Annotated in this window: 24 protein-coding genes; 12 read left to right on the forward strand and 12 right to left on the reverse strand. The window is 71.7% G+C overall.

Going from position 1 to position 21245, the window contains the following annotated elements; all coding sequences use genetic code 11:
• Positions 1-52 precede the first annotated feature (52 nt).
• Positions 53-976, reverse strand: coding sequence for a DMT family transporter (locus NNL39_RS10820; RefSeq protein ID WP_255159286.1), 924 nt, complete (start codon positions 974-976; stop codon positions 53-55).
• 68 nt (positions 977-1044) lie between these two features.
• Here NNL39_RS10820 and NNL39_RS10825 point away from each other — a divergent pair, with 68 nt between their 5' ends.
• Entirely contained in the window at positions 1045-1503 is a 459-nt protein-coding gene (locus NNL39_RS10825; RefSeq protein ID WP_255159287.1) for an HNH endonuclease, read from the forward strand.
• Here NNL39_RS10825 and NNL39_RS10830 read toward each other — a convergent pair.
• Both NNL39_RS10830 and NNL39_RS10835 read right to left on the reverse strand, forming a co-directional pair.
• Entirely contained in the window at positions 1387-1743 is a 357-nt protein-coding gene (locus NNL39_RS10830; protein WP_255159288.1) for a PIN domain-containing protein, read from the reverse strand. The two genes, NNL39_RS10825 and NNL39_RS10830, sit on opposite strands and share 117 nt — an antisense overlap.
• A gap of 2 nt (positions 1744-1745) precedes the next feature.
• Entirely contained in the window at positions 1746-2006 is a 261-nt protein-coding gene (locus NNL39_RS10835) for an AbrB/MazE/SpoVT family DNA-binding domain-containing protein (RefSeq protein ID WP_255159289.1), read from the reverse strand.
• Between the two features lie 59 nt (positions 2007-2065).
• Between NNL39_RS10835 and NNL39_RS10840 the strand changes: the two genes are divergently transcribed.
• A complete protein-coding gene (locus NNL39_RS10840) occupies positions 2066-2902 on the forward strand; it encodes an NADH:ubiquinone oxidoreductase subunit 4 (chain M) (RefSeq protein WP_255159290.1) in 837 nt (278 codons plus the stop codon).
• A gap of 11 nt (positions 2903-2913) precedes the next feature.
• Here the strand turns inward: NNL39_RS10840 and NNL39_RS10845 are convergent, their stop codons facing one another.
• Positions 2914-3519 (reverse strand): GNAT family N-acetyltransferase, encoded by a 606-nt coding sequence (locus NNL39_RS10845; RefSeq protein WP_255159291.1) that lies wholly within the window; start codon positions 3517-3519, stop codon positions 2914-2916.
• A gap of 53 nt (positions 3520-3572) precedes the next feature.
• Between NNL39_RS10845 and argG the strand changes: the two genes are divergently transcribed.
• Positions 3573-5015, forward strand: a complete 1443-nt coding sequence (gene argG, locus NNL39_RS10850; protein ID WP_255159292.1) for an argininosuccinate synthase — start codon at positions 3573-3575, stop codon at positions 5013-5015.
• Positions 5016-5052: 37 nt separating this feature from the next.
• Here argG and NNL39_RS10855 read toward each other — a convergent pair whose 3' ends face one another.
• Positions 5053-5577: a helix-turn-helix domain-containing protein gene (locus tag NNL39_RS10855; protein ID WP_255159293.1), complete on the reverse strand. Its 525-nt coding sequence runs from the start codon at positions 5575-5577 to the stop codon at positions 5053-5055.
• A gap of 83 nt (positions 5578-5660) precedes the next feature.
• Here NNL39_RS10855 and NNL39_RS10860 point away from each other — a divergent pair, with 83 nt between their 5' ends.
• Positions 5661-6023: a hypothetical protein gene (locus NNL39_RS10860; protein ID WP_255159294.1), complete on the forward strand. Its 363-nt coding sequence runs from the start codon at positions 5661-5663 to the stop codon at positions 6021-6023.
• Positions 6020-6910, forward strand: coding sequence for an alpha/beta hydrolase (locus NNL39_RS10865; protein WP_255159295.1), 891 nt, complete (start codon positions 6020-6022; stop codon positions 6908-6910). The genes NNL39_RS10860 and NNL39_RS10865 overlap by 4 nt, the downstream gene beginning before the upstream one ends.
• A gap of 10 nt (positions 6911-6920) precedes the next feature.
• Here the strand turns inward: NNL39_RS10865 and NNL39_RS10870 are convergent, their stop codons facing one another.
• Positions 6921-8309, reverse strand: a complete 1389-nt coding sequence (locus tag NNL39_RS10870; protein WP_255159296.1) for an FtsX-like permease family protein — start codon at positions 8307-8309, stop codon at positions 6921-6923.
• Positions 8306-9103 (reverse strand): ABC transporter ATP-binding protein, encoded by a 798-nt coding sequence (locus NNL39_RS10875; RefSeq protein ID WP_255159297.1) that lies wholly within the window; start codon positions 9101-9103, stop codon positions 8306-8308. The genes NNL39_RS10870 and NNL39_RS10875 overlap by 4 nt, the downstream gene beginning before the upstream one ends.
• Positions 9104-9253: 150 nt before the next feature.
• On the opposite strand from NNL39_RS10875, the gene NNL39_RS10880 reads away from it, so the two are divergent.
• Positions 9254-10489: a sensor histidine kinase gene (locus tag NNL39_RS10880; protein ID WP_255159298.1), complete on the forward strand. Its 1236-nt coding sequence runs from the start codon at positions 9254-9256 to the stop codon at positions 10487-10489.
• A complete protein-coding gene (locus NNL39_RS10885; protein WP_255159299.1) occupies positions 10486-11157 on the forward strand; it encodes a response regulator in 672 nt (223 codons plus the stop codon). The genes NNL39_RS10880 and NNL39_RS10885 overlap by 4 nt, the downstream gene beginning before the upstream one ends.
• A 46-nt stretch (positions 11158-11203) precedes the next feature.
• Here NNL39_RS10885 and NNL39_RS10890 read toward each other — a convergent pair whose 3' ends face one another.
• A complete protein-coding gene (locus tag NNL39_RS10890; protein WP_255159300.1) occupies positions 11204-12271 on the reverse strand; it encodes a VanZ family protein in 1068 nt (355 codons plus the stop codon).
• A 117-nt stretch (positions 12272-12388) separates the two neighbouring features.
• Between NNL39_RS10890 and NNL39_RS10895 the strand changes: the two genes are divergently transcribed.
• Together NNL39_RS10895 and NNL39_RS10900 are read left to right on the forward strand one after the other, a co-directional pair.
• Complete coding sequence (locus NNL39_RS10895) at positions 12389-12736, forward strand: ArsR/SmtB family transcription factor (protein WP_255159301.1); 348 nt, start codon at positions 12389-12391, stop codon at positions 12734-12736.
• 10 nt (positions 12737-12746) lie between these two features.
• Positions 12747-13235, forward strand: a complete 489-nt coding sequence (locus NNL39_RS10900; RefSeq protein ID WP_255159302.1) for an SRPBCC family protein — start codon at positions 12747-12749, stop codon at positions 13233-13235.
• Here the strand turns inward: NNL39_RS10900 and NNL39_RS10905 are convergent, their stop codons facing one another.
• The gene (locus NNL39_RS10905; protein WP_255159303.1) at positions 13236-14513 is read right to left on the reverse strand and encodes an RNA polymerase sigma factor; all 1278 of its coding nucleotides are present in this window, start codon (positions 14511-14513) and stop codon (positions 13236-13238) included. It abuts the gene before it with no gap.
• Positions 14513-14947: a YciI family protein gene (locus NNL39_RS10910; protein WP_255159304.1), complete on the reverse strand. Its 435-nt coding sequence runs from the start codon at positions 14945-14947 to the stop codon at positions 14513-14515. Before NNL39_RS10910 ends, NNL39_RS10905 begins: the two co-directional genes overlap by 1 nt.
• Positions 14948-15071: 124 nt before the next feature.
• Between NNL39_RS10910 and rlmN the strand changes: the two genes are divergently transcribed.
• Positions 15072-16328 (forward strand): 23S rRNA (adenine(2503)-C(2))-methyltransferase RlmN, encoded by a 1257-nt coding sequence (gene rlmN / locus NNL39_RS10915; protein WP_255159305.1) that lies wholly within the window; start codon positions 15072-15074, stop codon positions 16326-16328.
• 3 nt (positions 16329-16331) lie between these two features.
• On the opposite strand, the gene NNL39_RS10920 is transcribed toward rlmN, so the two are convergent.
• Positions 16332-16913: a hypothetical protein gene (locus NNL39_RS10920; protein WP_255159306.1), complete on the reverse strand. Its 582-nt coding sequence runs from the start codon at positions 16911-16913 to the stop codon at positions 16332-16334.
• A gap of 91 nt (positions 16914-17004) precedes the next feature.
• Between NNL39_RS10920 and NNL39_RS10925 the strand changes: the two genes are divergently transcribed.
• Together NNL39_RS10925 and NNL39_RS10930 are read left to right on the forward strand one after the other, a co-directional pair.
• Positions 17005-18540 carry an SPFH domain-containing protein gene (locus tag NNL39_RS10925; RefSeq protein ID WP_255159307.1) on the forward strand — a complete coding sequence of 512 codons (1536 nt, stop codon included), beginning with the start codon at positions 17005-17007 and terminating at the stop codon, positions 18538-18540.
• Between the two features lie 59 nt (positions 18541-18599).
• A complete protein-coding gene (locus NNL39_RS10930; protein ID WP_255159308.1) occupies positions 18600-20048 on the forward strand; it encodes a glyceraldehyde-3-phosphate dehydrogenase in 1449 nt (482 codons plus the stop codon).
• 6 nt (positions 20049-20054) lie between these two features.
• Here the strand turns inward: NNL39_RS10930 and NNL39_RS10935 are convergent, their stop codons facing one another.
• The gene (locus NNL39_RS10935; RefSeq protein ID WP_255159309.1) at positions 20055-21218 is read right to left on the reverse strand and encodes an acyl-CoA dehydrogenase family protein; all 1164 of its coding nucleotides are present in this window, start codon (positions 21216-21218) and stop codon (positions 20055-20057) included.
• Positions 21219-21245 lie beyond the last annotated feature (27 nt).

The following is a 21245-nucleotide window of genomic DNA, read 5'->3' on the forward strand; positions in this document are numbered from 1 at the left end:
GTTCCCGTGGGGCTGGGAGCCGGCTGGGAGTTACGGTCCGTCCCCGCTGCGGTCAGACGGCGGGGGTCGGCTGCGTCGCGGTCGAGGGTTCCGGGTCTGCGGTCGACTCGGCGGCCCGTTTGTCGGGCAGCGTCACGAGCCAGCATCCGATGAGGATGAGTGCGAAGCCGAGCCCCGTGTAGACGGTCACCGCCTCGCCGAGCACGAGCGCCCCGGCGACGACGGCGACGGCCGGGTTGACGTAGGTGATCGCCGTCATGCGCACGGGGCCGATCTCGGCGATGAGCGCGAACATCAGCAGGAAGGCCACGGCGCTGCAGAGCACGGCGAGCACGAGCACTGACGTGATGACGGGCGGCGACGGAACCTCGGTGGGCCACCCGCCGGTGATCGCGACGATGGGCAGGTAGATGAGACCCGCGATCGTGAGCGCGGCGGCCATGACGCCGAGGCCCGGGAGGTCGTGCATCCACTTGGCCAGAATGGCGGGGCCGACCGCGTAGCCGACCACGGCGACGCCGATGAGCGCGACCGCCCCGAGGTCGCCGCCGCCGAGGTCGAGGCCGACGACCGCGACGACGCCCGCCGTCCCCGTGATGAGCCCGAGCACGGTGAGCGCGGTCACGCGGTGGCGGCGCCCCATGAGGAAGGCGACGCCGATCGCGACGAGGGGGATGCTGGCGAGCAGCAGCCCAGTCGTCGAGCTCGGCAGGCTCACCTCGGCGGCGTTTAGCGCGTACCAGGGGAGCACGATCTCGACGACGGCGAACGCGAGCAGCGGCCTCCAGCGGCGCAACACGGGGACGAGCGCACGCTGCCCGGCGGCGATGGGCAGCAGCAGTGCGGCCGCGATGACGCAGCGCGCGAGCACGAGGAATTCGGGGGTGAGCTCGGCGACCGCGATCTTGATGAACAGGTACGGGATGCCCCAGATGAGGCCGAGAGCGGCGAAGAGGATGAGGCCGCGGCGGGTCATACCTCCATCATCGCGCAGGCGCGGCGCGCTGGATGCCGCGCACGTGAGCGCGGGCGTAGCCTGGCGCCGTGGTGCACCCGAACTCCCGTCAGGCGAAGGCGGCGCGGCGCCGCCGCAAGCGCGTGGCGGCCGCCGACAACGACTTGACGCCGGCCCAGTGGGCCGAGGTGCGGCGGCTCTGGGGCGGATGCGCCTACTGCGGCGAGACCGACCGGCCCCTGCAGCGCGATTGCGTGCAGCCCATCGCGCGCGGAGGCCGCTACACGCTCGACAACATCGTGCCGGCCTGCGGCTCGTGCAACGCGAGCAAGAGCAACGACGAGGTCACGAGCTGGATGCGCCGCACCCGCCGCGACGAGCGCGCCTTCCTCGAGCGGCTCGTGCGGGTGCGGGCGGCGCTCGCCGCGGCGTCAGCGCACCGGGACCACTCCGTCGAGGTCGAACCAGGCGCGATCGGCGCTGAGCACCTCGAGCTGCAGCCGGCCGGCGAGCGCGAGGCAGAGGCGGTCGGCGAGCGAGAGCGATGAGCCGGGCATCCACATCGCCGCGGCGGCCTCGGCATCGTCGATCTCGACGGATGCCACCTGCAGGGGGTAGCTGAGCAATAGGGCTCGGGCGACCTCCCACGAGTCGGCGCGGCGAACCTTCTGCGCGACCTCCGACCAGTTCGCTGCGCTGATGACGGCGCCGGCGACGAGGTGCTCGCGGACGACGTCGGCACCCGGCTCGCCCTGCAGGTAGGCGAGCACGGCAGAGGCGTCGACCACGATCATCGAGTGCCGGGCTGGGTCTCGTTGTCGCGGGCGGCCTCGCGCCGCCGGTCGTCGAGCAGTTCGGCGAGCAGGTCGTGCCCCGAGAGACGCGCGCGCACGAGGCGTTCGACCGCGCCCTGGTCGGCGAGCAGCACTCCGAGCTCGGTGTCGAGGGCGACGAGGGTCGACCCCTCCACCCAGGCGTGGCGGGCGCGGATGCTCGCCGGAACGACGACACGACCCTTGTTTCCCACCTGAACAGCAAGAGTGTCACTCATAGAGCCACGGTACCACCAGCCGTCACGGCGGCGGGATCGCGGGGTGTTAGCGTGATCGCGTGCGCCGCTTCCTGCCCCCGCTGCTCATCGCGCTCGCCCTCGTGGGCCTGTTCTGGGCGGTCGGCGCCGCCGTCCTCGGGGGCGGCCTTGTGGACGAGGTCGACGCCTACAACGACCGCGTCACCGATGCGACGCTCGAGTACGTCGAGGAGGATGAGGACTTCGGCGAGGTCGTCGTGCACGATGTGCTCGCCGATGCCTCGCTCGACCCCGAGCCCGACGCCGCAACCGCGGCCGTGTGGGACCTCTGGGTGCGGCTCGTCGGCGCCGAGGTCGCCGCCGAGTCGATCAGCCAGTTTCGCGTGGGCGACTCTGACGAGAGCGACACGCTCGCCTACGTCTATCAGGGCGACAACCCGCAGGTCTTCACCCTCGCGGTGAACCTCGCCACCGCCGACGACGAGCAGCTCATGGTGGCGACGCTCGTGCACGAGTACGCGCATGTGTTCTCGTTCGGGCCGGGCGAGTTCGACGCGAAGGCCGTGTCGTGCGACACCTTCGAGGTCGTCGAGGGCTGCGCCGAGCCCGACTCGTACCTGTGGGCGTTCTACGACGCCTTCTGGTCGGGCTACGACGAGCACCCCGACCTCGAGAACGTCGACGCCGACATCGCCTACGAGTTCTATCTCGCGAACGATGAGGACTTCGTGAGCGACTACGCGGCCACCAACATCGGCGAGGACTTCGCCGAGAGCTTCATGACCTTCGTGCTCGAAGATGACTGGTCGGCCGACAGCACGACGGGCGCGAAGCTCGCGTTCTTCACCGACTACCCCGAGCTCGTCGACCTGCGCGAGCAGATGCGCGAGGCCGCGGCCGTCGAGCTGGGTCTTTAGCCGCGGGATGCTCAGCCGAGCTCGCGCCGCATCACCAGGCGGCGCGTGGTCGGATGGGTGACCTCGGCGAACCCGGCCGCCACGAACGGCCCGACCGGCCCGACGCTCAGCTCGTCCCACGTGATCTCGGCGCCGCCCGTCAGCATGGGGTAGCCCTCGATCGCACGCGCGCCGCGCTCGCGCGCGTGGTCGACCGCGGCGGCGACGAGCGCGTAGGTGAGCCCGCGGCCGCGGAATCCGCGGCGCACGACGAGGCAGGCGATGGCCCAGACCGTGGGGTCGTCCTTCGACTCGAGCCGACCGGCCCAGGGCACGGGGGAGCCGCGCAGGCGGCGGAACGCGGTGCGGGCATCCACCGCCGCCCAGGCGGCCGGTTCGCCGTCGACGAAGGCGACCAGCCCGGCGGTGCGGGAGGGGTCGCGGTCGACGGGCTCGTCGCAGCCGACGGCCTCCCGCAGCACGGCCGCGCGCTGCTCGACCGGCAGGGCGTACCAGGCGCGGTCGCCGAGCCGCTGGCGCGTGCACTGGCAGCGGCCGGCGGTGCCCGTCAGGATCGCCTGCAGGTCGTCCCAGTTCGCCTCATTGGCGGCGACGATGGTGATGCTCGGCTCGGCCACGGGCTCACGCTAGCGCGCGGGGCCGTCGGGTCGACCGCCGATAGGCTGGAGCCGTGTCTAAAGTCTTGACCTCCCTGCCCGTCGGCGAGCGCGTCGGCATCGCCTTCTCCGGAGGCCTCGACACCTCCGTCGCCGTCGCCTGGATGCGCGACAAGGGTGCGATTCCCTGCACCTACACGGGCGATCTGGGCCAGCCCGATGAGCCCGATGTGTCGGCGGTGCCCGACCGCGCGAAGGACTACGGCGCCGAGATCAGCCGCCTCGTCGACGCGAAGGCCGCCCTCGTTGAGGAGGGCCTCGTCGCCCTTGCGTGCGGCGCGTTCCACATCCGCAGCGGCGGCAAGACCTACTTCAACACCACGCCGCTGGGCCGCGCGGTCACCGGCACGCTGCTCGTGCGCGCGATGAAAGACGACGGCGTCGAGATCTGGGGCGACGGCAGCACCTACAAGGGCAACGACATCGAGCGCTTCTACCGATACGGCCTGCTTGCGAACCCGCGCCTGCGCATCTACAAGCCCTGGCTCGACGCGGACTTCGTGACCGAGCTCGGCGGCCGGCAGGAGATGAGCGAGTGGCTCGTCGCCCACGGGTTCCCCTACCGCGACTCGGCCGAGAAGGCCTACTCGACCGACGCCAACATCTGGGGCGCGACGCACGAGGCGAAGACGCTCGAGCACCTCGACGTCTCGCTCGAGACGGTCGAGCCGATCATGGGCGTTCGATTCTGGGATGCTGCGGTCGAGATCGCGACGGAAGACGTCACGGTCACGTTCGTCGAGGGTCGGCCGACGGCGCTCAACGGCATCGAATTCGCGGATGCGGTGCAGCTCGTGCTCGAGGCCAACCGCATCGGCGGCCGCCACGGGCTGGGCATGAGCGACCAGATCGAGAATCGCATCATCGAGGCGAAGAGCCGCGGCATCTACGAGGCTCCGGGCATGGCCCTGCTGCACATCGCCTACGAGCGACTGCTCAACGGCGTGCACAACGAGGACACGATCGCCAACTACCATGCCGAGGGGCGCCGCCTCGGCCGCCTCATGTACGAGGGCCGGTGGCTCGACCCGCAGTCGCTCATGCTGCGCGAGAGCATTCAGAAGTGGGTGGGATCGGCCGTGACGGGCACCGTGACGCTGCGGCTGCGCCGCGGCGACGACTACACGATCCTCGACACGACGGGCCCCGGCCTGTCGTACTCGCCCGAGAAGCTCTCGATGGAGCGCGTCGGCGACGCCGCCTTCGGCCCGACCGACCGCATCGGCCAGCTCACGATGCGCAACCTCGACATCGCCGACTCGCGCGCCCGGCTCGAGCAGTATGCCGCGCAAGGCATCATCGGCGGGGCGACCGCCGCGCTCGTCGGCCGCATCACGGCGGGGGAGTCGGACGAGGTCGTCGAGCACGCGGTGCCGATGAGCGCCGAGCGCGAGGCCCTCGCTGAGGCGATCGATGCCGCTGGCGAGAGCGCGGCGTTCGACTTCGGCACCGACTGAGTCTCGGTCTCGGCGCAGGATCAGTCGCGACGCAGGATCAGTCGACCGGCAGGCTCACGGTCGCGAGCACGCGGCGGCGCGCGCCCTCGGGGGCGTCCGCGCGCGTCGCGAGCGGCTCGATCGCCGCGCGGATGCCGTGCAGCACCGCCAGCCACTCCTCGTCGGTGGCCTGCACGGCGAGCTGCCGGAAGCTCACGAGATCGTCCTGCAGGCTGCCGTGCGGCGCCGCGAGGTAGTCGTCGAGCATCGCGGCGAGGCTCGCGAGATAGGCGAGGAATCCCGCCCGCAGTGCGTCATCGTCGTGCGCGAGCGCCTCGGGGTCGACCGAGGCGCGTTCCTCGCGCAGCCGCAGCGACCGCTCGGTCGATCCCCGCACGCGCCGCTCGCTGACGACCTCGAGCACGCCGCCATCGACGAGCGTGCCGACGTGCCGGTAGAGGGTCGCCGGCGCGACGTCGGGCAGGCGGGCCGCGAGGTCTTTCGTGGTCAGCTCGGTGCGGCCCATCATGGCCTGCACGACGCGCAGGCGCACGGGGTGCAGCAGCAGTTCGGCGCTCGTCATGGGCACACCCTACCAATCCCAGTTGCGCGAATGTTCTCAACAATGATATCAATGAGTCATCCCCTCGACTGAAAGGACTCCTCGTGGTGACCATCTCCCTCGAGCACGACACCCTCACGATCCGCCTCGGACCCCTCGAGCGCCTGTTCGCCGTGCGCGGCAACCTGAGCCTGCCCCTGCGGCACATCGCCTCGGCCGAGAGCGTGCCCGACGGCCTCGCCGCCGTGACGGGGCTCCGCGCGCCGGGGCTCTCCGTGCCCGGGCGCACCAAGTTCGGAACGTGGCGTCGCCGCCAGGGCACCACCGTCGTGCTCGTGCGCGGCCGCGGCCCCGCCCTGCGCATCCGCTCGACGACCGGTCGCGCGCGCGACGTGCTCGTCTCGACGCCGCACGCCGCCGAGCTGGCCGCGCAGATCACGGCCGCGCGCACGGGGGTCGGGCAGTGACCGTGCGCACGATCACCGCCGCGGTCGACCTCGTCGTCGAATCGACCATCCCGTCGGATGCCCGCGCCGTCGCCATCCTGATCCCGGGCAGCGGGCCCGTCGACCGTCACGGGGATGCCCGGCGCCTGCCTCTCGGCATCCAGCGCCAGCTCGCCGAGGGGCTCGCGGTGCACGGCATCGCGAGCGTGCGCTGGGACAAGCGCGGCGTCGGCGAGTCGGCCGGCGACTTCCTCTCGACGGGCTTCCACGACCTGGTCGACGACGCCCTCGCGGTCGTCGATGACACGGCGACCCTCGGGCTGCCGATCGTGCTGGTCGGTCACAGCGAGGGCTCGGCGATCGCCGCGCGCGTGCTCGCCGAGCGCCCCGCAGTCGTGCGCGGTGCCGTGCTGCTGTCGCCCTACGCGCGCAGCGGGCTCGAGGTGCTGCGCTGGCAGGCGCGCGCTCTCGGCGACGACCTTCCCGCCTTCGCCCGGTTCGTGCTGCGACTCATGCGCACCGATCTCGAGCGGCAGTCCGAGACGTCTCGGCAGCGCCTGCTCGCGACGACGGGCGACGTCGAGCGCATCGGCGGCGTGCGCGTCAATGCGCGCTGGTTCCGCGAGTTCATGGCCTACGACCCCGCCGTCGACCTCGCCCTCGCCCCGCAGCCCGTGCTCGCGGTGGCGGCGGCGTTCGACCTGCAGTCACCGCCCGACGACGCGGCTCGCATCGCTGCGCTGCGCGCCGCGCCGACCCGCACGGTGACCCTCAGCGCTCTCAGCCACATCCTGCGCACTCAGCCGTCGCCGACGCTGCGCTCCTATCGCGCCGACGTGCGACGCCCGATCGACGAGTGCGTGGTGCCGATCATCGCGCAGTGGGTGAACACCCTGCTCGACGGGTGACGGCGGTCGATCAGGCCCGGGCGAAGGCCCGCACGGGCGAGTCGGCGAGCACGAAGCGCGTCGGCGCGACCGCGGCGAGCACCGTGAGCACGAGGGCGGTCACGAGCACCAGGCCGATGAGCGGCAGGGGCACCGCCGGAGTCACGACGCGCGAGGTGAGCGCGACCCCGATGACGCTCTGCGCGCCGACCCAGCCGAGCAGCGCGCCGAGCGCGAGCCCCGAGAGCGCTGCGGCAAGGCTCAGCACGGCCGACTCGATGATGATCGCCGCGCCCGCATCACGCCGAGACTGACCGAGGATGCGCGTGACCGCGATCTCGCGCGCTCGCAGCCGCGTATTGAGCGCGACGGTGGTCGCGAGCCCCACCGCGGCGATGAGCACGACGAAGCCGATGAGCCCGCCGATGATCGCGAGCACGCCGAGCAGCACCTCGTCGGCCTGCGCCTGGAACTCGGTGTCGCGGTACTCGAGCGCGAGCGACAGGTTCGCGCTCGCGGTGGCGACGACGAACATCGACACCACCGCCACGCCGATGAGCACGCCGAGCGCGGCGCGCGCGGTGCGAGCGGGATGCTCGGCGAGGGTGCGCCGCGCGATCGCGGCGGGCCCCGTGCGCGGCAGCACGGCACCGAGCAGCGCCATGACGCGGGGCAGCAGCCCGTTCGCGCCCGCGAGCACTCCGATCACGAGCACGGTGCCCGCGATGATGCCGAGGAACGCGGCGAACGGCGTCACCGCCCCGGCGACGGCGGTGAGGGCCAGGAGGGCGAGGCCCGTGAGCAGGGCAGCGGCCGCACCCCGGCCGAGGCGAACGCGGTCGTCGCCTCCGGCCTCGCGCGTGCCGGCGAGCCCCAGCGCCTGCACCGGCTCGGCCGCGAGCACCGCCGCCGAGCCGCGCCAGGCCGCGACGACCGTGCACACCTGCAGCGCGAGTAGCGGCACGACGACGAGCGGGTCGACGAGGTCGGCGGGCTCGGCGCCGGCGAGCATCCCGTCGCCCTGCGTGGTGAGCGCGAGCACGCCGAGGGCGGCGCCGGCCGCGAGCGCGGTGCCGAGCGCGGTCGCGCCGAGCGACAGCCGCAGCCCGTCGAGGGCGATGCGGCGCCGCTCCTGCGCTGCCGAGGCACCGAGCAGGCGCCGTAGGGCGATCTCGCGGATGCGCGAGGCCGTGACGAGCGCGAAGGCATTGGTCACGACGACCGTCGCGACGATGAGCGACACGATGAGGAAGGCGAGGCCGAGCACACCGAGCACGAGGTCGGCCGTCTCGCCCTGCCCGAAGGGCGTCTGCACGAGCCCCGTGCGCAGCAGGGCCATGACCGAGGTGAGCAGCACGATGTACATCGCGCTGAGGGCGACCGTGGTGATGGCCGCGAGGGTTCCGCCGCGGCCGCTCATCGGGTGGCCGCCGCATCGGCATCGCGTGCATCCGCATCGATCGCATCAGCGAGCATGAGCGCCGAGATCTCGGCGGCGCTCGCGCGACCCAGCTCGGCGACGAGGTGACCGTCGCGGATCGAGAGCACGCGGTCGGCGGCGCTCGCGGCCCGAGGGTCGTGGGTGACCATGATGATGCCGCAGCCGCTCTCATGCGCGAGCTCCGTGAGCAGGCGCAGCACATCGCCGCCGGTCGCGAGGTCGAGGTTGCCGGTGGGCTCGTCGGCGAAGATGACGGCGGGCCGGTGGGCGAGGGCCCGGGCGATCGCGACGCGCTGCTGCTGCCCGCCCGAGAGCTCGTGCGGCAGCCGCTCGAGCAGCGCCGCGAGGCCGAGGCGCTCGATCAGCTGCTGCAGCCAGGCCTCGTCGATCGGCCGACGGTGCCGCCCGAGCGATTCGGGCAACCGGATGTTCGCGATCGCCGTGAGCCCCGGCAGCAGGTTGAACGACTGGAAGATGAAGCCCATGCGCTCGTGACGCAGGGCGGCGAGCTCGGGCTCGTCGAAGTCGGTCAGTCGGTAGCCGTCGAGCTCGACCTCGCCCCACGTGGGTGCATCGAGACCGGCGAGGAGGTACATGAGCGTCGACTTGCCCGAGCCGCTCGGACCGACGACGGCCGTGAGCTCGCCACGCCGGAACTCGGTGGTGATGCGGTTGACGGCGGCGATGGTGGCGCCGTCGGCGCCGAACAGCCGGGTGAGGTCGCTGCAGCGCGCGACGATCTCGTCGGGACGGGGTGCGGTGTGTGTGGTCATGTGCTCGACGCTACGAACCGCACCACCCGTGCCGCATCGGCCGCAGGGCGCAACCGGGTGGCCGCGGGTGCCGCGCATCCGGTACTGCAGTACCGGTCGCGCAGCCCTGCGAGGGATGACCCCGAAGAGGCGAGCCGCCAGGATGGACCCATGACCCTGCACCCCGCCCTCGTGCGATCGCGCACCGGCGTGCTCGTTGCCGATGGGCTCGGCGGCCTCGCGCTGCTCGTGGCCGTCGTGCTGCTCGGTCCGTCGTTCGGGTCGGGGGATGCCGCGGCCGGCCCCGAAGCGTTCGCCGCGCTCGTCGTCTCCGCCGTGATCATGGCCGCCGCCGTGGCGGTCCGGCGGCTGCACCCGGGATGGGCCCTCGCGCTCGCGTGGGCGAGTTCGCTCGCGCACATGATCACCGGCCTGGATGCGGGTGTGACCCAGCTCGGCATCCTCGTCGTGCTCGCGAGCGCCGCGCACTACGGCTCGCCCGCGGTGCTGCGGCTGAGCGGCGCCTCGGTTCCCGTCGGAGCGGTCATCGCGCTCGCGTACCTGCTGCTCATCGATTCGTGGCTCGTGCGCCTGTTCTCGTCGACGTCGCTGCTGCCGCTGTGGCTGCCCGTGGGCGTGCTCGCCGCGCTCATCGCACTCGTGCTCGCCGTTCCCTGGCTCGTGGGGCTGCTCGCCCGCACGATGCGGCTCGGACGCGAGGGCCGCCAGCGCGCCGCCGAGGCGGAGGCCGAGGCGCGTCGCTCGCGCGAGCTCGCCGAGCTGCAGTCGGCCCGCACGCAGCTCACGCGCGACGTGCATGACATCGTCGGGCACTCGCTCGCCGTGATCGTCGCGCAGGCCGAGTCGGTGCGCTTCCGCGACGATGCGGAGGTCGAGGCCATGCGCTCGGCTGTCGCGACGATCGCCGACACGGCGCGACGGGCGCTCGGCGAGGTGCGCCACGTGCTCGAGTCGACCGACGCGGCTCGTGCCGCCTCGTCGGCTCCCGTCGTCGACCTCGACCGCCTGATCGCCGAGGTCGCCGACTCCCGGCCGGGCACGCTGATGGCGCGCACCGGCTCCGGACCGGCGCCCCAGGGCGCGGCCGCCGTTGCGCTGTACCGCGCGACCCAGGAGCTGTTGACGAACGCCCTGCGCCACGGCGACCCCGCGGCACCGCTGCGCATCGCGGTCGATCGATCGGCGCCGATGACCACGGTGCAGGTCGAGAACGACCGCGGGCCCGCCGATGCGGCCGACCGTGAGCTCGACGCCGCGCGCACCGGCACGGGTCTCGACGGTGCGCGTGCGCGGCTCGCCGCCGTCGGCGGTGGGCTCGACGCCGCCGAGGTCGAGGGGCGCTTCGTTGCGCGCGCGACGGTGCCGTCGGGAGAGGGGGAGCAGTGAGCGATCCGATCCGCGTCGTGCTCGTCGACGATCAGCCGCTGTTCCGGGCCGGGGTCGGGGCGGTCGTCGATGCACAGGCTGACCTGCGCGTGGTCGGCGAGGCGGGCACGGGGGCGGAGGCGATCGCGCTGCTCGACCGCATCGAGGCCGACGTCGTGCTGCTCGACATCCGCATGCCCGACGTCGACGGCGCCGAGGCGGCCCGTCGGCTGCTGAGCCCCGAGCGCGCCGCGCGCCGCCCGCGGCCGCTGCGCATCATCGTGCTCACGACCTTCGGCCTCGACGAGCGAGCCCGCGCGGCGATCGATGTGGGCGCCTCGGGCTTTCTGCTGAAGGATGCGAGCCCCGAGTTTCTCGTCGCCGCGATCCGTGCCGTGCACGCCGGATCGGCGGTCGCTGCCGCCGGCGACCTCGCGGCGCTCGTGGGCGCGACTCCCGTGCTGGACGCGCTTCCCGCGCCTCCCGCGGCGCTCGCGACGCTGAGCGAACGCGAGCGGAACGTATTCGACGCCGCGGTCGAGGGTCTCAGCAACGCCGAGATCGCCGCGCGCCTGTTCCTCAGCGAGTCGACGGTGAAGACGCACGTCAGCACCGTGCTCGCCAAGCTAGGAGTGCGCGACCGGGTCCAGCTCGTCGTGCTTGCGCACCGGCACGGCCTCGGGGGCTGACGCCGCCGGCTCGAGGCACGGTGACGAGCCGCCGCGGAGGCTCGACTCAGTCGGGCGTTGCGCTCGGGATCGCTCGGGCATCGACGAGGTGCTGTCCGGCGGCCCGTGCCGCGAGCCCGCGCCGATCGCGGTCGACGAGCACCGTCACGACCAGGGCGAGCGCCAGCACGAGGGCGAGTGCGTCGCCGACCACGGGCACGAGTTCGCTCAGCACGACCACTCCGCCGAGTCCGAGAGCCGCGCGCACGGTCCGGGCGAGCGCGAGCGGCTGCCAGCCCCCGGTCGCGCGCAGCAGCACGGCGGCCTCACCGATCGTCGTTCCCGTGATGAGCACGGGCACGAGGTAGACGGCCAGACCGATTGCGATCCCGAGCGCGGTCTCGATCGGGTCGGTGACCGTCGATGAGCCGGGAGCGATCACGAGCACCCGCAGCAGCGACACGATGATGCCGGTGATGAGCGACACGAGGCTGAAGACGAGCAGGTCGCAGAGCATCCCGAGCAGCCGACGGCCCGCGGTCACCGCGTGCGGGACCGCGACCGCAGGCGCCAGGGATGCGCGCCGGCGCAGCAGCGCGAGCGCGATGAGCGACCCGATGACCGCGCCGAGCGTGTTGTGCAGGAGGTCGGTGACCGAGAACAGCCGGTACGAGCAGGGGTAGAGGCCCCAGATGCCGGTGAGCTGGGTGGTCTCGACCGCGAGCGACACGACGAGGCCGCTGAGGGCGGCACGGGCGATGCCCCAGCGGAACAGGAATCGCACGAGGAACCCCAGGGGCATGAAGAAGATGATGTTGAGCACGACCACCTGCAGGGCGGCGTTGGCGATGAGGCTTGTGCCCGACTGCTGGATGAGCAGGATGTCGCGAAGGTCGGTCAGCAGGTCGAGGTTCGGTGTCGAGCACCGGTAGTCGTCGGTGATGGCCGGTGCGGGCAGGATCGTGTACGTCCAGATCGCGAGGAACGACACGAGCAGGGCCGCCCAGCCGATCGTGCGCGAGACCGTCATCCTGCCGCGCAGTCGATAGCTCGCCGCGACGAAGGGGACGAAAAGCAGCACGGCGACGATCGCTCCGATGATGATCGCGATGATTCCCGGGGTGATGCGGTCCACGACGGTGCTCCAAGGGGGAGAGGAGGTGAGCTCGGGCAGGCGGCCGTGCCGTGCCCGTCGACGGAATCCCACGCTAGTGGTTGACGGCTCGACCGCGGTCGCCTAACGTGCAACCACATGGTTGTACAAATTCAGCTCCTGAGCGACGCCGAGGTCGACGCGGTCTTCCACGCCCTCGCCGATGCCACGCGGCGCGACATCGTCGCCCGCGTCATCGAGCGCGAGCAGTCGGTCTCGAGCCTCGCGGCGGGCTACGCCATGAGCTTCGCCGCCGTGCAGAAGCACGTGGCCGTGCTCGAGCGGGCATCCCTCGTCGCGAAGTCGCGGCAGGGCCGCGAGCAGATCGTGCGGGCCGACCCCGCCGCGATCGCCCGCGTTCGGGTGCTGCTCGAGCAGTACGAGACCCTGTGGCGGCACCGGGCGGCTCGAATCGACGCGATCCTCGCCGAGGATCCGGACCAGTAGGGAGACCCCGATGCCCGTCATCGACGCCATCACCGACCTCGAGGCGCTCAGCCTCACGTTCATCACCGAGCACGACGCCTCGATCGAGCGCGTCTGGCAGCTGTGGGCCGACCCGCGCCAGCTCGAGCGCTGGTGGGGCCCGCCCGGGTGGCCCGCCACCGTCACCGAGCACGACCTCACGGTCGGCGGTCGCGTGAGGTACCACATGACGGGCCCGGAGGGGGAGGTCGCCGCCGCCTGGATGCGCGTCACCGAGATCGATGCCCCCGGGCACCTGCGCGTCGATGAGGGGTTCAGTCACGAGGATGGCACCGAGAACCCCGCGATGCCGGCGGGGGAGTGCGACGTGTGCCTCGAGGCCCTCGACGGCGGTCGCACGCGCATGACCGTGGTGTTCTCGTACGCCTCGGTCGCCGACCTCGAGCTCGTGACCGGTATGGGCATGATCGAGGGCTTCACCTCGGCGGCCGGCCAGATCGAGGCGGTGCTCGCGGGCTGATCAGCCCTCGGGATGCCGCGGATCGAGCGCGCGCAGCTTGCCGTCGAGCACCGTGCGCTGCGCTGCGTTGCCGACGAGCGGGATGGCCCGAGCGAACTCGGCCCGCGCCTCGTCGGGCCGTCCGAGCCGCGCGAGCAGTTCTCCGCGCACGCTCGGCAGCAGGGGCGAGTGCGCGAGCGCGCCCTCGTCGGTGAGGCGATCCACGAGGTCGAGCGCCTCGGCCGGCCCCTCGGCCATCGACAGCGCGACCGCACGATTGAGGTCGACGATCGGGCTCGGCGCGAGGCGGCCGAGCACCTCGTAGAGCAGCACGATGCGCTCCCAATCGGTCGCGTCGACGCTCGGAGCGATCGCGTGCTGCTCGGCGATCGCCGCCTGCACGGCGTAGGGACCTCGACCCTTGCCGAGCGCGTCGACCCGACGGAGCGCTGCACGACCCCGCAGGATCGCTTGCCGATCCCATCGAGCCCGATCCTGGTCTGCGAGCAGCACGGGCGAGCCGTCGGAGGCGACCCGGGCCGAGAACCGCGACGACTGCAGCAGCATGAGCGACAGCAGGCCGTGGGCCTCGGGCTCGCGCGGCAGCATCGCCACGAGCCGGCGACCGAGCCGCAGCGCCTCGTCGGCGAGCTCGCGGTGTACGGGGGTCGCGCCGCTCGCGGGCGCATAGCCCTCGGTGAAGATGAGATAGACGACGCGCAGCACGCCCGACACGCGATCGTGCCACTCGTGCGGGTCGGGGGCCTCGAACGGCACGGCGGCGGCCGAGAGGGCGCGCTTGGCCCGCACGATGCGCTGCTGCATGGTCGTCACCGGAACGAGGAACAACCGGGCGACCTGCTCGGTCGAGAGTCCGCCGACGAGGGTCAGCGCGAGCGCGCACTGGGCCGGGGTCGAGAGCACCGGATGACACGCGATGAAGAGCAGGCGCAGCACCGAGTCGCCGATCGGCTCGAGCTCGTCGTCGCCCGACTCGCGCAGGGTCGACCCGATGCGCGCGTAGCGCTCGGCGAGAGCATCCTGCCGCCGCCACGCATCGATCGCCCGGCGTTTCGCGACCGCCGTGAGCCACGCCCCGGGGTTCGCGGGCACGCCATCGCGCGGCCACGATCGCAGCGCCTCGGCACAGGCGTCGTGGGCGAGGTCTTCAGCGAGCGCGACATCGCGGGTGAGCGCGGTGAGGGTCGCGATCACGCGGGCGCCCTCGATGCGCCAGACGGCCCCGAGCCGGCGGGCGATGTCGTCGCCCACCGGCACGGGGGCGGGCCCGTCAGCCATCAGCCCTCGTGCGTGCGCTCGAGCTCCTCGCGCCAGCCGGCTTCCTTCTGGATGAACTCGTTGTCGGCGAAGTCGGCGAAGTCGCTCTCGTCGGTCACGCGCCGCACCTCGAGCTTGGTGCCCGGGCCCATGGGGCAGCGTCGCGCCCACTCGATGGCCTCGTCGCGGTCGGCCACCGAGATGAGCCAGAAGCCGTTGAACAGTTCGTGCACCTCGCCGTAGGGGCCATCGGTCACCACCTTGTCGGGGGTCGAGAAGTCGACGACGAATCCCTCGCTCGGGTCGCTCAGTCCGTCACCGCCGACCATGACGCCGGCTTCCATCATCGACTCGTTGTAGGCGCCCATCGCGTTGATGATGGCCTCGAAGTCCTGCTCCTTGCTCGCGGCGAGCGCGGCTTCCGTTGCCCGCATGATGAGCATGTACGTCGGCATGGTGGTTCCTTCCTTCGGGGATCGCCCGGTGCGGTCCTCTCACTATGGCGTCGAACGAGGCGCGACGGAATCGACATCGGGTGAGAGAAATCTGCGATGGCCGCGACCGCGTACCCTGGAAGGCATGGCAGGCGAGCGCGGAATCCGCAACAACGGCGCGGCCGCGACCCCGCGATCGGCGGTGGATGCTCGCCCCCAGGTGCGCCCGACGACCGAGGGCTGGCAGCAGAAGATGGGTCCCGACGGGCGCCCGGTGCTGCAGTTCGCCGAACCGAAGCGCGGCAAGCCGCCCGTGCACCTCGCCGACCTCACGCCCGAGCAGCGCACGGCGCGCGTCATCGAGCTCGGCCTGCCCGGGTTCCGCGCGAAGCAGCTCAGCACCCACTACTTCACGCACTACACGACCGATCCTGCCGCGATGACCGACCTGCCCGCCGCCCAGCGCGATGAGCTCGTCGCGGGAATGCTGCCGCCGCTGCTCACGGAGGTGCGGCGCCTGCGCACCGACAACGGCGACACCATCAAGTTCCTCTGGAAGCTGCATGACGGCGCCCTCGTCGAGAGCGTGCTCATGCGCTACCCGGGCCGCATCACGCTGTGCGTGAGCTCGCAGGCCGGGTGCGGCATGAACTGCCCGTTCTGCGCCACCGGTCAGGCGGGGCTCACGCGCAATATGTCGACCGCCGAGATCATCGACCAGGTGGTGCAGGCCAACGCGGCGATCGCGGCGGGCGAGCTCGGGGGCAAGAAGCGCGGCGAGACCACGCCCGAGCGCGTCAGCAACATCGTGTTCATGGGCATGGGCGAGCCGCTCGCGAACTACAACCGGGTCATGGATGCGGTGCGCACGATGGTCGAGCCCCAGCCGCACGGCCTCGGCATGAGCGCTCGGCACATCACGGTCTCGACGGTCGGGCTCGTGCCGGCCATCCTGAAGCTCGCCGAGGAGAAGATCCCGGTGACGTTCGCGCTCAGCCTGCACGCGCCCGACGACCAGCTGCGGGACGAGCTGATCCCCGTCAACTCGCGGTGGAAGGTCGATGAGGCGCTCGACGCCGCGCGGGCGTACTTCGACGCGACCGGCCGTCGCGTGTCGATCGAGTACGCGCTCATCAAAGACATGAACGACCACGCCTGGCGGGCCGACCTGCTGGCGCAGAAGCTCAACGAGCGGGGGCGCGGCTGGGTGCACGTCAACCCGATTCCGCTCAATCCGACACCCGGGTCGATCTGGACGAGCTCGGAGCCCGCGGTCATGCGCGAGTTCGTGCGCCGGCTCGAGGATTCGGGCATTCCCACGACGCTGCGCGACACGCGCGGCAAAGAGATCGACGGAGCCTGCGGGCAGCTCGCCGCTGCCGACGAGACCGCGACGGCCTAGCCGCTACTCGAAGAGTTCGTACGTCTCGGCGGAGAGACGGAACCCGTAACCCGTCTCGTCGTCGGTGCACCCGATCGACGCACCCTCGGCGACGCAGGTGACCCCCAGCACGGCGAGGTACCGCTGCTCCGGCAGCGTCGCGACGGCGAACGACGGATCCTCGCCGGCGTAGACGACGCCCCCGCGGCAGATCGTCGCCGCGGGCGCACCGACCTCGGCCTGGAAGCCGCCACCGCACGCGATCTCCTCCGTGGGCGCCGGGGGGTCGGCGAAGGAGTACGGGCCGAGCATGACGCAGCCGTAGGTCACCGGCCAGTCATCGCCGAGATCGTGGATGCCGCAGGCGATGTCGCCCGCGGCCGAGACGAAGTCGTAGCCGCCGTCGACGGCGCTGCTGGCGAACTCGGCGGGGTCGACCGGCACGAATGCGCCCTCCTCCTCGGGGATCGGGCTCGCGATCGGAGTCTCCTCCGTCTCGGGGGCGGGCGGAAGCGCGGGCTCCGGTTCGGCACCGCCGGCACTGCATCCCGCGAGCGCGAGGCTCACGGCGATGAGGAGCACGGCGAGGGGGCGGGAAGCGCTCATGATCGCGATGCTAGAGCCGAGCGCGGCGCGGCGGAAGGTGCAGAATCGAGGTTCCCTCCGACCCGGCCCCGGCATCCGACATACTGGGGCCATGCTCCTGGATCAGATCAACGAGTTCTTCACGCAGATCGTCGGCATCAGCGTCGCCGTCGTCATCGCGATCATCGTCATCATCGTGCTGCTGCGCGGCATCAAGGTGGCGAAGCCCGACGAGGCGATCATCGTCACCTCGCGGCAGCGCACGCCGAGGGAGCGGCTGCAGAACGCCGAGATGGAGAACGTCGGCCAGCGCGTCGTGTTCGGCTCGCGCGTCTTCGTCAAGCCCATCGTCGAGGCCTACTTCAAGCTGAGCCTGCGCTCCCGCCAGCTCAACGTGCAGGCCACCGCGCAGACACGCGACGCCATCACCATCAAGGTCAACGCCGTCGCGGTCGTCAAGGTCGGCGGCTCGGAAGCCATGGTGCGCGCCGCCGCCCAACGCTTCCTGAACCAGCAAGACCAGATCGAGTCGTCGACCGAAGAGGTGCTGAGCGGCTCGGTGCGCTCGATCGTCGGCCAGCTCACGGTGACCGAGATCATCACGAACCGCTCGGCGCTGCAGGAGCAGGTGCTCGAAGCGGTGCGCGAGGCCCTCGACATCCAGGGTCTGCAGATCGACACGCTGCAGATCAAGGAGATTGACGACGAGAACGGCTACATCCGCGACCTCGGTCGCGCGGAGGCCGCCCGCGTGAAGCAGGTCGCCGAGATCGCTGAGGCGCAGGCGCAGCAGGCCTCGGAGGAGGCCCGCATCGCGGCCGCCCAGAAGATCGCCGAGAGCCAGCGCGCCCTCGACCTGCGCAACGCCGAGATTCAGAAGGAGACCGACAAGGCCCGCGCCGAAGCCGCTGCCGCCGCTCCGCTCGCCGAGGCGATCGCGCAACAGGAGGTCGTCAGCCAGCAGGAGGTCACCGCCCAGAAGCGCGTCGGCCTGCGCAAGCAGGAGCTCGACGCCGAGGTGCGCGCGGTCGCCGACGCCCAGGCCTACGCGATCGAGAAGGAGGCCAACGCGGCAGCCCTCGCCTCGGTCGCCGGCGCCAACGCCGAGCGTGACTCCCGCAAGGCCGCCGCCGAGGCCATCGAGGCGGAGGGTGTCGCCGAGCGCAACCGCCGCAAGAGCGCAGCCGAGGCCGTCGAGGCGGAAGGTATCGCCGAGCGCGCCCGCCGTATCGCCGCGGCCGAGGCTCTCGCGGCCGAGGGTGAGGCTGAGGCATCGGCGATCCGCTCGAAGGGTACGGCCGAGGCCGACTCGACGCGCGCGCAGGCCGAGGCACTCGCCGAGCGTGCCGAGGCCCTCCTGAAGCAGCGCATCATCGACCAGCTGCCCGAGATCGTGCGCGCGGCGGCCGAGCCGCTCGGGGCGATCCAGAACATGACGGTGATCTCCTCCGACGGCAGCGGCACCAACCAGCTGGGCGAGAACGTGGCCGGCCAGCTCGCGACCTCGACGAAGATCATCAAGGATCTCGTGGGCATCGATATCGCCGACCTCATCAACGGCAAGGTCGTCGGGGAGGCCACGGGGGCCGCCGTCGCGAAGGGCGCAGCGACCGCGCCTTCACCGCGGCGCAAGAACCCCGAATCTTGACGCGCTGAACCGACCGTGCGGGCCCGGACGAGGCCCGCACGGTCGCTAGCGTTGTCGTCATGACCGACGCCGCAGTCGCCCAGCGCGAGGCCTGGAAGGCCCGCGAATCCCTCGCCGAGCAGTTCATCCCGCTCATCGGCCGCCTCTACCGCGAGCACGGGGTGGTGACCTCCATCCACGGCCGCCGCCTCATCAACCAGTCACCCATCGGCGTCATCAAGGCGCACCGCTACGCGCACCACGTCACGGGCTCGGTGCTGCCGCTCGAGCAGACGAAGCAGGTGCTGGATGCGCTGCTCACGCTCGACCCCGGCCCGGCATCGCTCGACATCGCGCGGCTGCTGAGCGACTTCGAGCGGCACGGAGCCGGGCGCTCGCTCGCCGCGTACCTCGGCGAGGTGCTCGCCGCCACCCACCGCGCGACCCCCGCGCCGGGCGGCACCGATGTGGTGCTGTACGGCTTCGGCCGCATCGGGCGGCTGCTCGCGCGCATCCTGATCGCCCATGGCGGCCACGGTGCCGGACTGCACCTGCGCGCGATCGTCGTGCGGCGCGGTGGCACGAACGACCTCGTCAAGCGCGCGAGCCTGCTGCGCCGCGACTCGGTGCACGGACCCTTCGAGGGCACGATCACGGTCGACGAGGAGGCGAACACGATCCTCGCCAACGGCACGCTCATCCAGGTCATCTACGCCGACGACCCGGCGGCGATCGACTACACCGCCTACGGCATCCGCGATGCGATCGTCGTCGACAACACCGGGCGCTGGCGCGATGAGGAGGGGCTGTCGCAGCACCTCCGCTCGACGGGCGTCGCACGCGTGCTGCTGACGGCGCCGGGCAAGGGCTCGCTGCCGAACGTCGTGCACGGCATCAACCACGAGTCGATCACGCCCGAGCAGCGCATCGTCACGGCGGCGTCGTGCACGACCAACGCCATCACGCCCGTGCTCAAGGTGCTCAACGACGAGTACGGCGTCGTGCACGGCCACGTCGAGACCGTGCACTCGTTCACGAACGATCAGAACCTCATCGACAACTTCCACAAGGGCGACCGCCGAGGGCGCTCGGCCGCGCTCAACATGGTCATCACCGAGACGGGAGCGGCCAAGGCCGTCGCCAAGGCGCTGCCGGTGCTCGAGGGGAGGCTGACGGGCAACGCCATCCGGGTGCCGACGCCGGACGTGTCGATGGCGATCCTCAACCTCCGGCTCTCGCGGCCGACGACCCGCGACGAGGTCAACCGCTTCCTGCGTGAGACCTCGCTGCACTCGACCCTGCGCCAGCAGATCGACTACATCGAGTCGCCCGAGGTCGTGTCGACCGACTTCATCGGCTCGCACCGGGCGGGCATCGTCGACGGCCTCGCCACGATCTGCACGGAGGAGAACCTGATCGTCTACGTCTGGTACGACAACGAGTTCGGGTACAGCTCGCAGGTCGTGCGCGTGCTCGAGACGATGGCGGGCAGCCACCCCACCGTGGTGCCCGAGCGCGCCCAGGCCTAGCGGCGCTCAGCGGAACGCGGGGATGCCCGTGATGGCGTTGCCGAGAATGAGGGTGTGCACGTCGTCGGTGCCCTCGTAGGTGCGCACCGACTCGAGGTTGTTGGCGTGGCGCAGCGGCGAGTGCTCGAGCGTGACCCCGTTGCCGCCGAGCATCGCGCGGGCCTCGCGCGCGATCGCGATCGCCTCGCGGGCGTTGTTGAGCTTGCCGACCGAGATCTGGTGCGGCTGCAGCTGGCCGGCGTCCTTCAGCCGGCCGAGCTGCAGGGCGAGGAGGAAGCCCTTGTCGATCTCGAGCGCCATGTCGACGAGCTTCTGCTGCGTGAGCTGGTACGCCGCGACGGGCTTGCCGAAGACCTCGCGCTCCTGCACATAGGCGAGAGCGGCGCGATAGCTGTCGAGCGCGGCGCCCATGACGCCCCAGACGATGCCGTAGCGAGCCTGATTGAGGCACGTGAACGGCCCCCGCAGGCCCTCGGCGCCGGGCAGCTGCGCGCTCGCGGGCACGCGCACCTCATCGAGCGCGATGTCGCACTGAATGGAGGCGCGCATCGACAGCTTCTGCCCGATGGGTGTGGCCGTGAAGCCGGGCGTCTCGGTCGGCACGAGGAAGCCGCGGATGCCGTGCTCGGTCTGAGCCCAGATGACGGCGATGTCGGCGATCGACGCGAGGCCGATCCAGCGCTTCGACCCCGTGATGACCCAGTCGTCGCCGTCGCGGCGCGCGGACGTCTGCATCGAGGCCGGGTCGCTGCCGGCATTGGGTTCGGTGAGGCCGAAGCATCCGATCGCCTCGCCCGCGGCCATGCGCGGCAGCCATTCCTGCTTCTGCTCCTCCGAGCCGAAGGTGTGGATGGCCGTCATCGCGAGCGAGCCCTGCACCGAGACGAAGGTGCGCAGCCCCGAGTCGCCGGCCTCCAGCTCGGCGGCGGCGAGGCCGTACTCGACGGCCGAGCGCCCGCCGCAGCCGTAGCCCTGCAGGTGCATGCCGAGCAACCCGAGGGCGCCCATGGGCTTGATGATCTCGGTCGGAAACACCCCGGCGTCGTACCACTCGGCGATGTGCGGGCGCAGCTCGGCGTCGACGTAGGCGCGCACGCGGTCGCGCGTCGCACGCTCCTCGTCGCTGAGCAGGGCGTCGAAGCCGATGAGGTCGAGGGGGGAGTCGGTCATGGGGGTCCTTCCGGGAGCATGCTCATC

The sequence above is a fragment of the Microcella humidisoli genome, assembly GCF_024362325.1.
In the GTDB taxonomy this organism is placed as follows: domain Bacteria; phylum Actinomycetota; class Actinomycetes; order Actinomycetales; family Microbacteriaceae; genus Microcella; species Microcella humidisoli.

Coding starts and splice junctions, on each gene's coding strand:
- NNL39_RS10820 (WP_255159286.1), bottom strand. CDS start 976: ATGACCCGCCGCGGCCTCATCCTCTTCGCCGCTCTCGGCCTCATCTGG.
- NNL39_RS10835 (WP_255159289.1), bottom strand. CDS start 2,006: ATGAGTGACACTCTTGCTGTTCAGGTGGGAAACAAGGGTCGTGTCGTC.
- NNL39_RS10855 (WP_255159293.1), bottom strand. CDS start 5,577: ATGACGAGCGCCGAACTGCTGCTGCACCCCGTGCGCCTGCGCGTCGTG.
- NNL39_RS10870 (WP_255159296.1), bottom strand. CDS start 8,309: ATGAGCGGCCGCGGCGGAACCCTCGCGGCCATCACCACGGTCGCCCTC.
- NNL39_RS10875 (WP_255159297.1), bottom strand. CDS start 9,103: ATGACCACACACACCGCACCCCGTCCCGACGAGATCGTCGCGCGCTGC.
- NNL39_RS10880 (WP_255159298.1), top strand. CDS start 9,254: ATGACCCTGCACCCCGCCCTCGTGCGATCGCGCACCGGCGTGCTCGTT.
- NNL39_RS10895 (WP_255159301.1), top strand. CDS start 12,389: ATGGTTGTACAAATTCAGCTCCTGAGCGACGCCGAGGTCGACGCGGTC.
- NNL39_RS10900 (WP_255159302.1), top strand. CDS start 12,747: ATGCCCGTCATCGACGCCATCACCGACCTCGAGGCGCTCAGCCTCACG.
- NNL39_RS10905 (WP_255159303.1), bottom strand. CDS start 14,513: ATGGCTGACGGGCCCGCCCCCGTGCCGGTGGGCGACGACATCGCCCGC.
- NNL39_RS10910 (WP_255159304.1), bottom strand. CDS start 14,947: ATGCCGACGTACATGCTCATCATGCGGGCAACGGAAGCCGCGCTCGCC.
- rlmN (WP_255159305.1), top strand. CDS start 15,072: ATGGCAGGCGAGCGCGGAATCCGCAACAACGGCGCGGCCGCGACCCCG.
- NNL39_RS10920 (WP_255159306.1), bottom strand. CDS start 16,913: ATGAGCGCTTCCCGCCCCCTCGCCGTGCTCCTCATCGCCGTGAGCCTC.
- NNL39_RS10925 (WP_255159307.1), top strand. CDS start 17,005: ATGCTCCTGGATCAGATCAACGAGTTCTTCACGCAGATCGTCGGCATC.
- NNL39_RS10930 (WP_255159308.1), top strand. CDS start 18,600: ATGACCGACGCCGCAGTCGCCCAGCGCGAGGCCTGGAAGGCCCGCGAA.
- NNL39_RS10935 (WP_255159309.1), bottom strand. CDS start 21,218: ATGACCGACTCCCCCCTCGACCTCATCGGCTTCGACGCCCTGCTCAGC.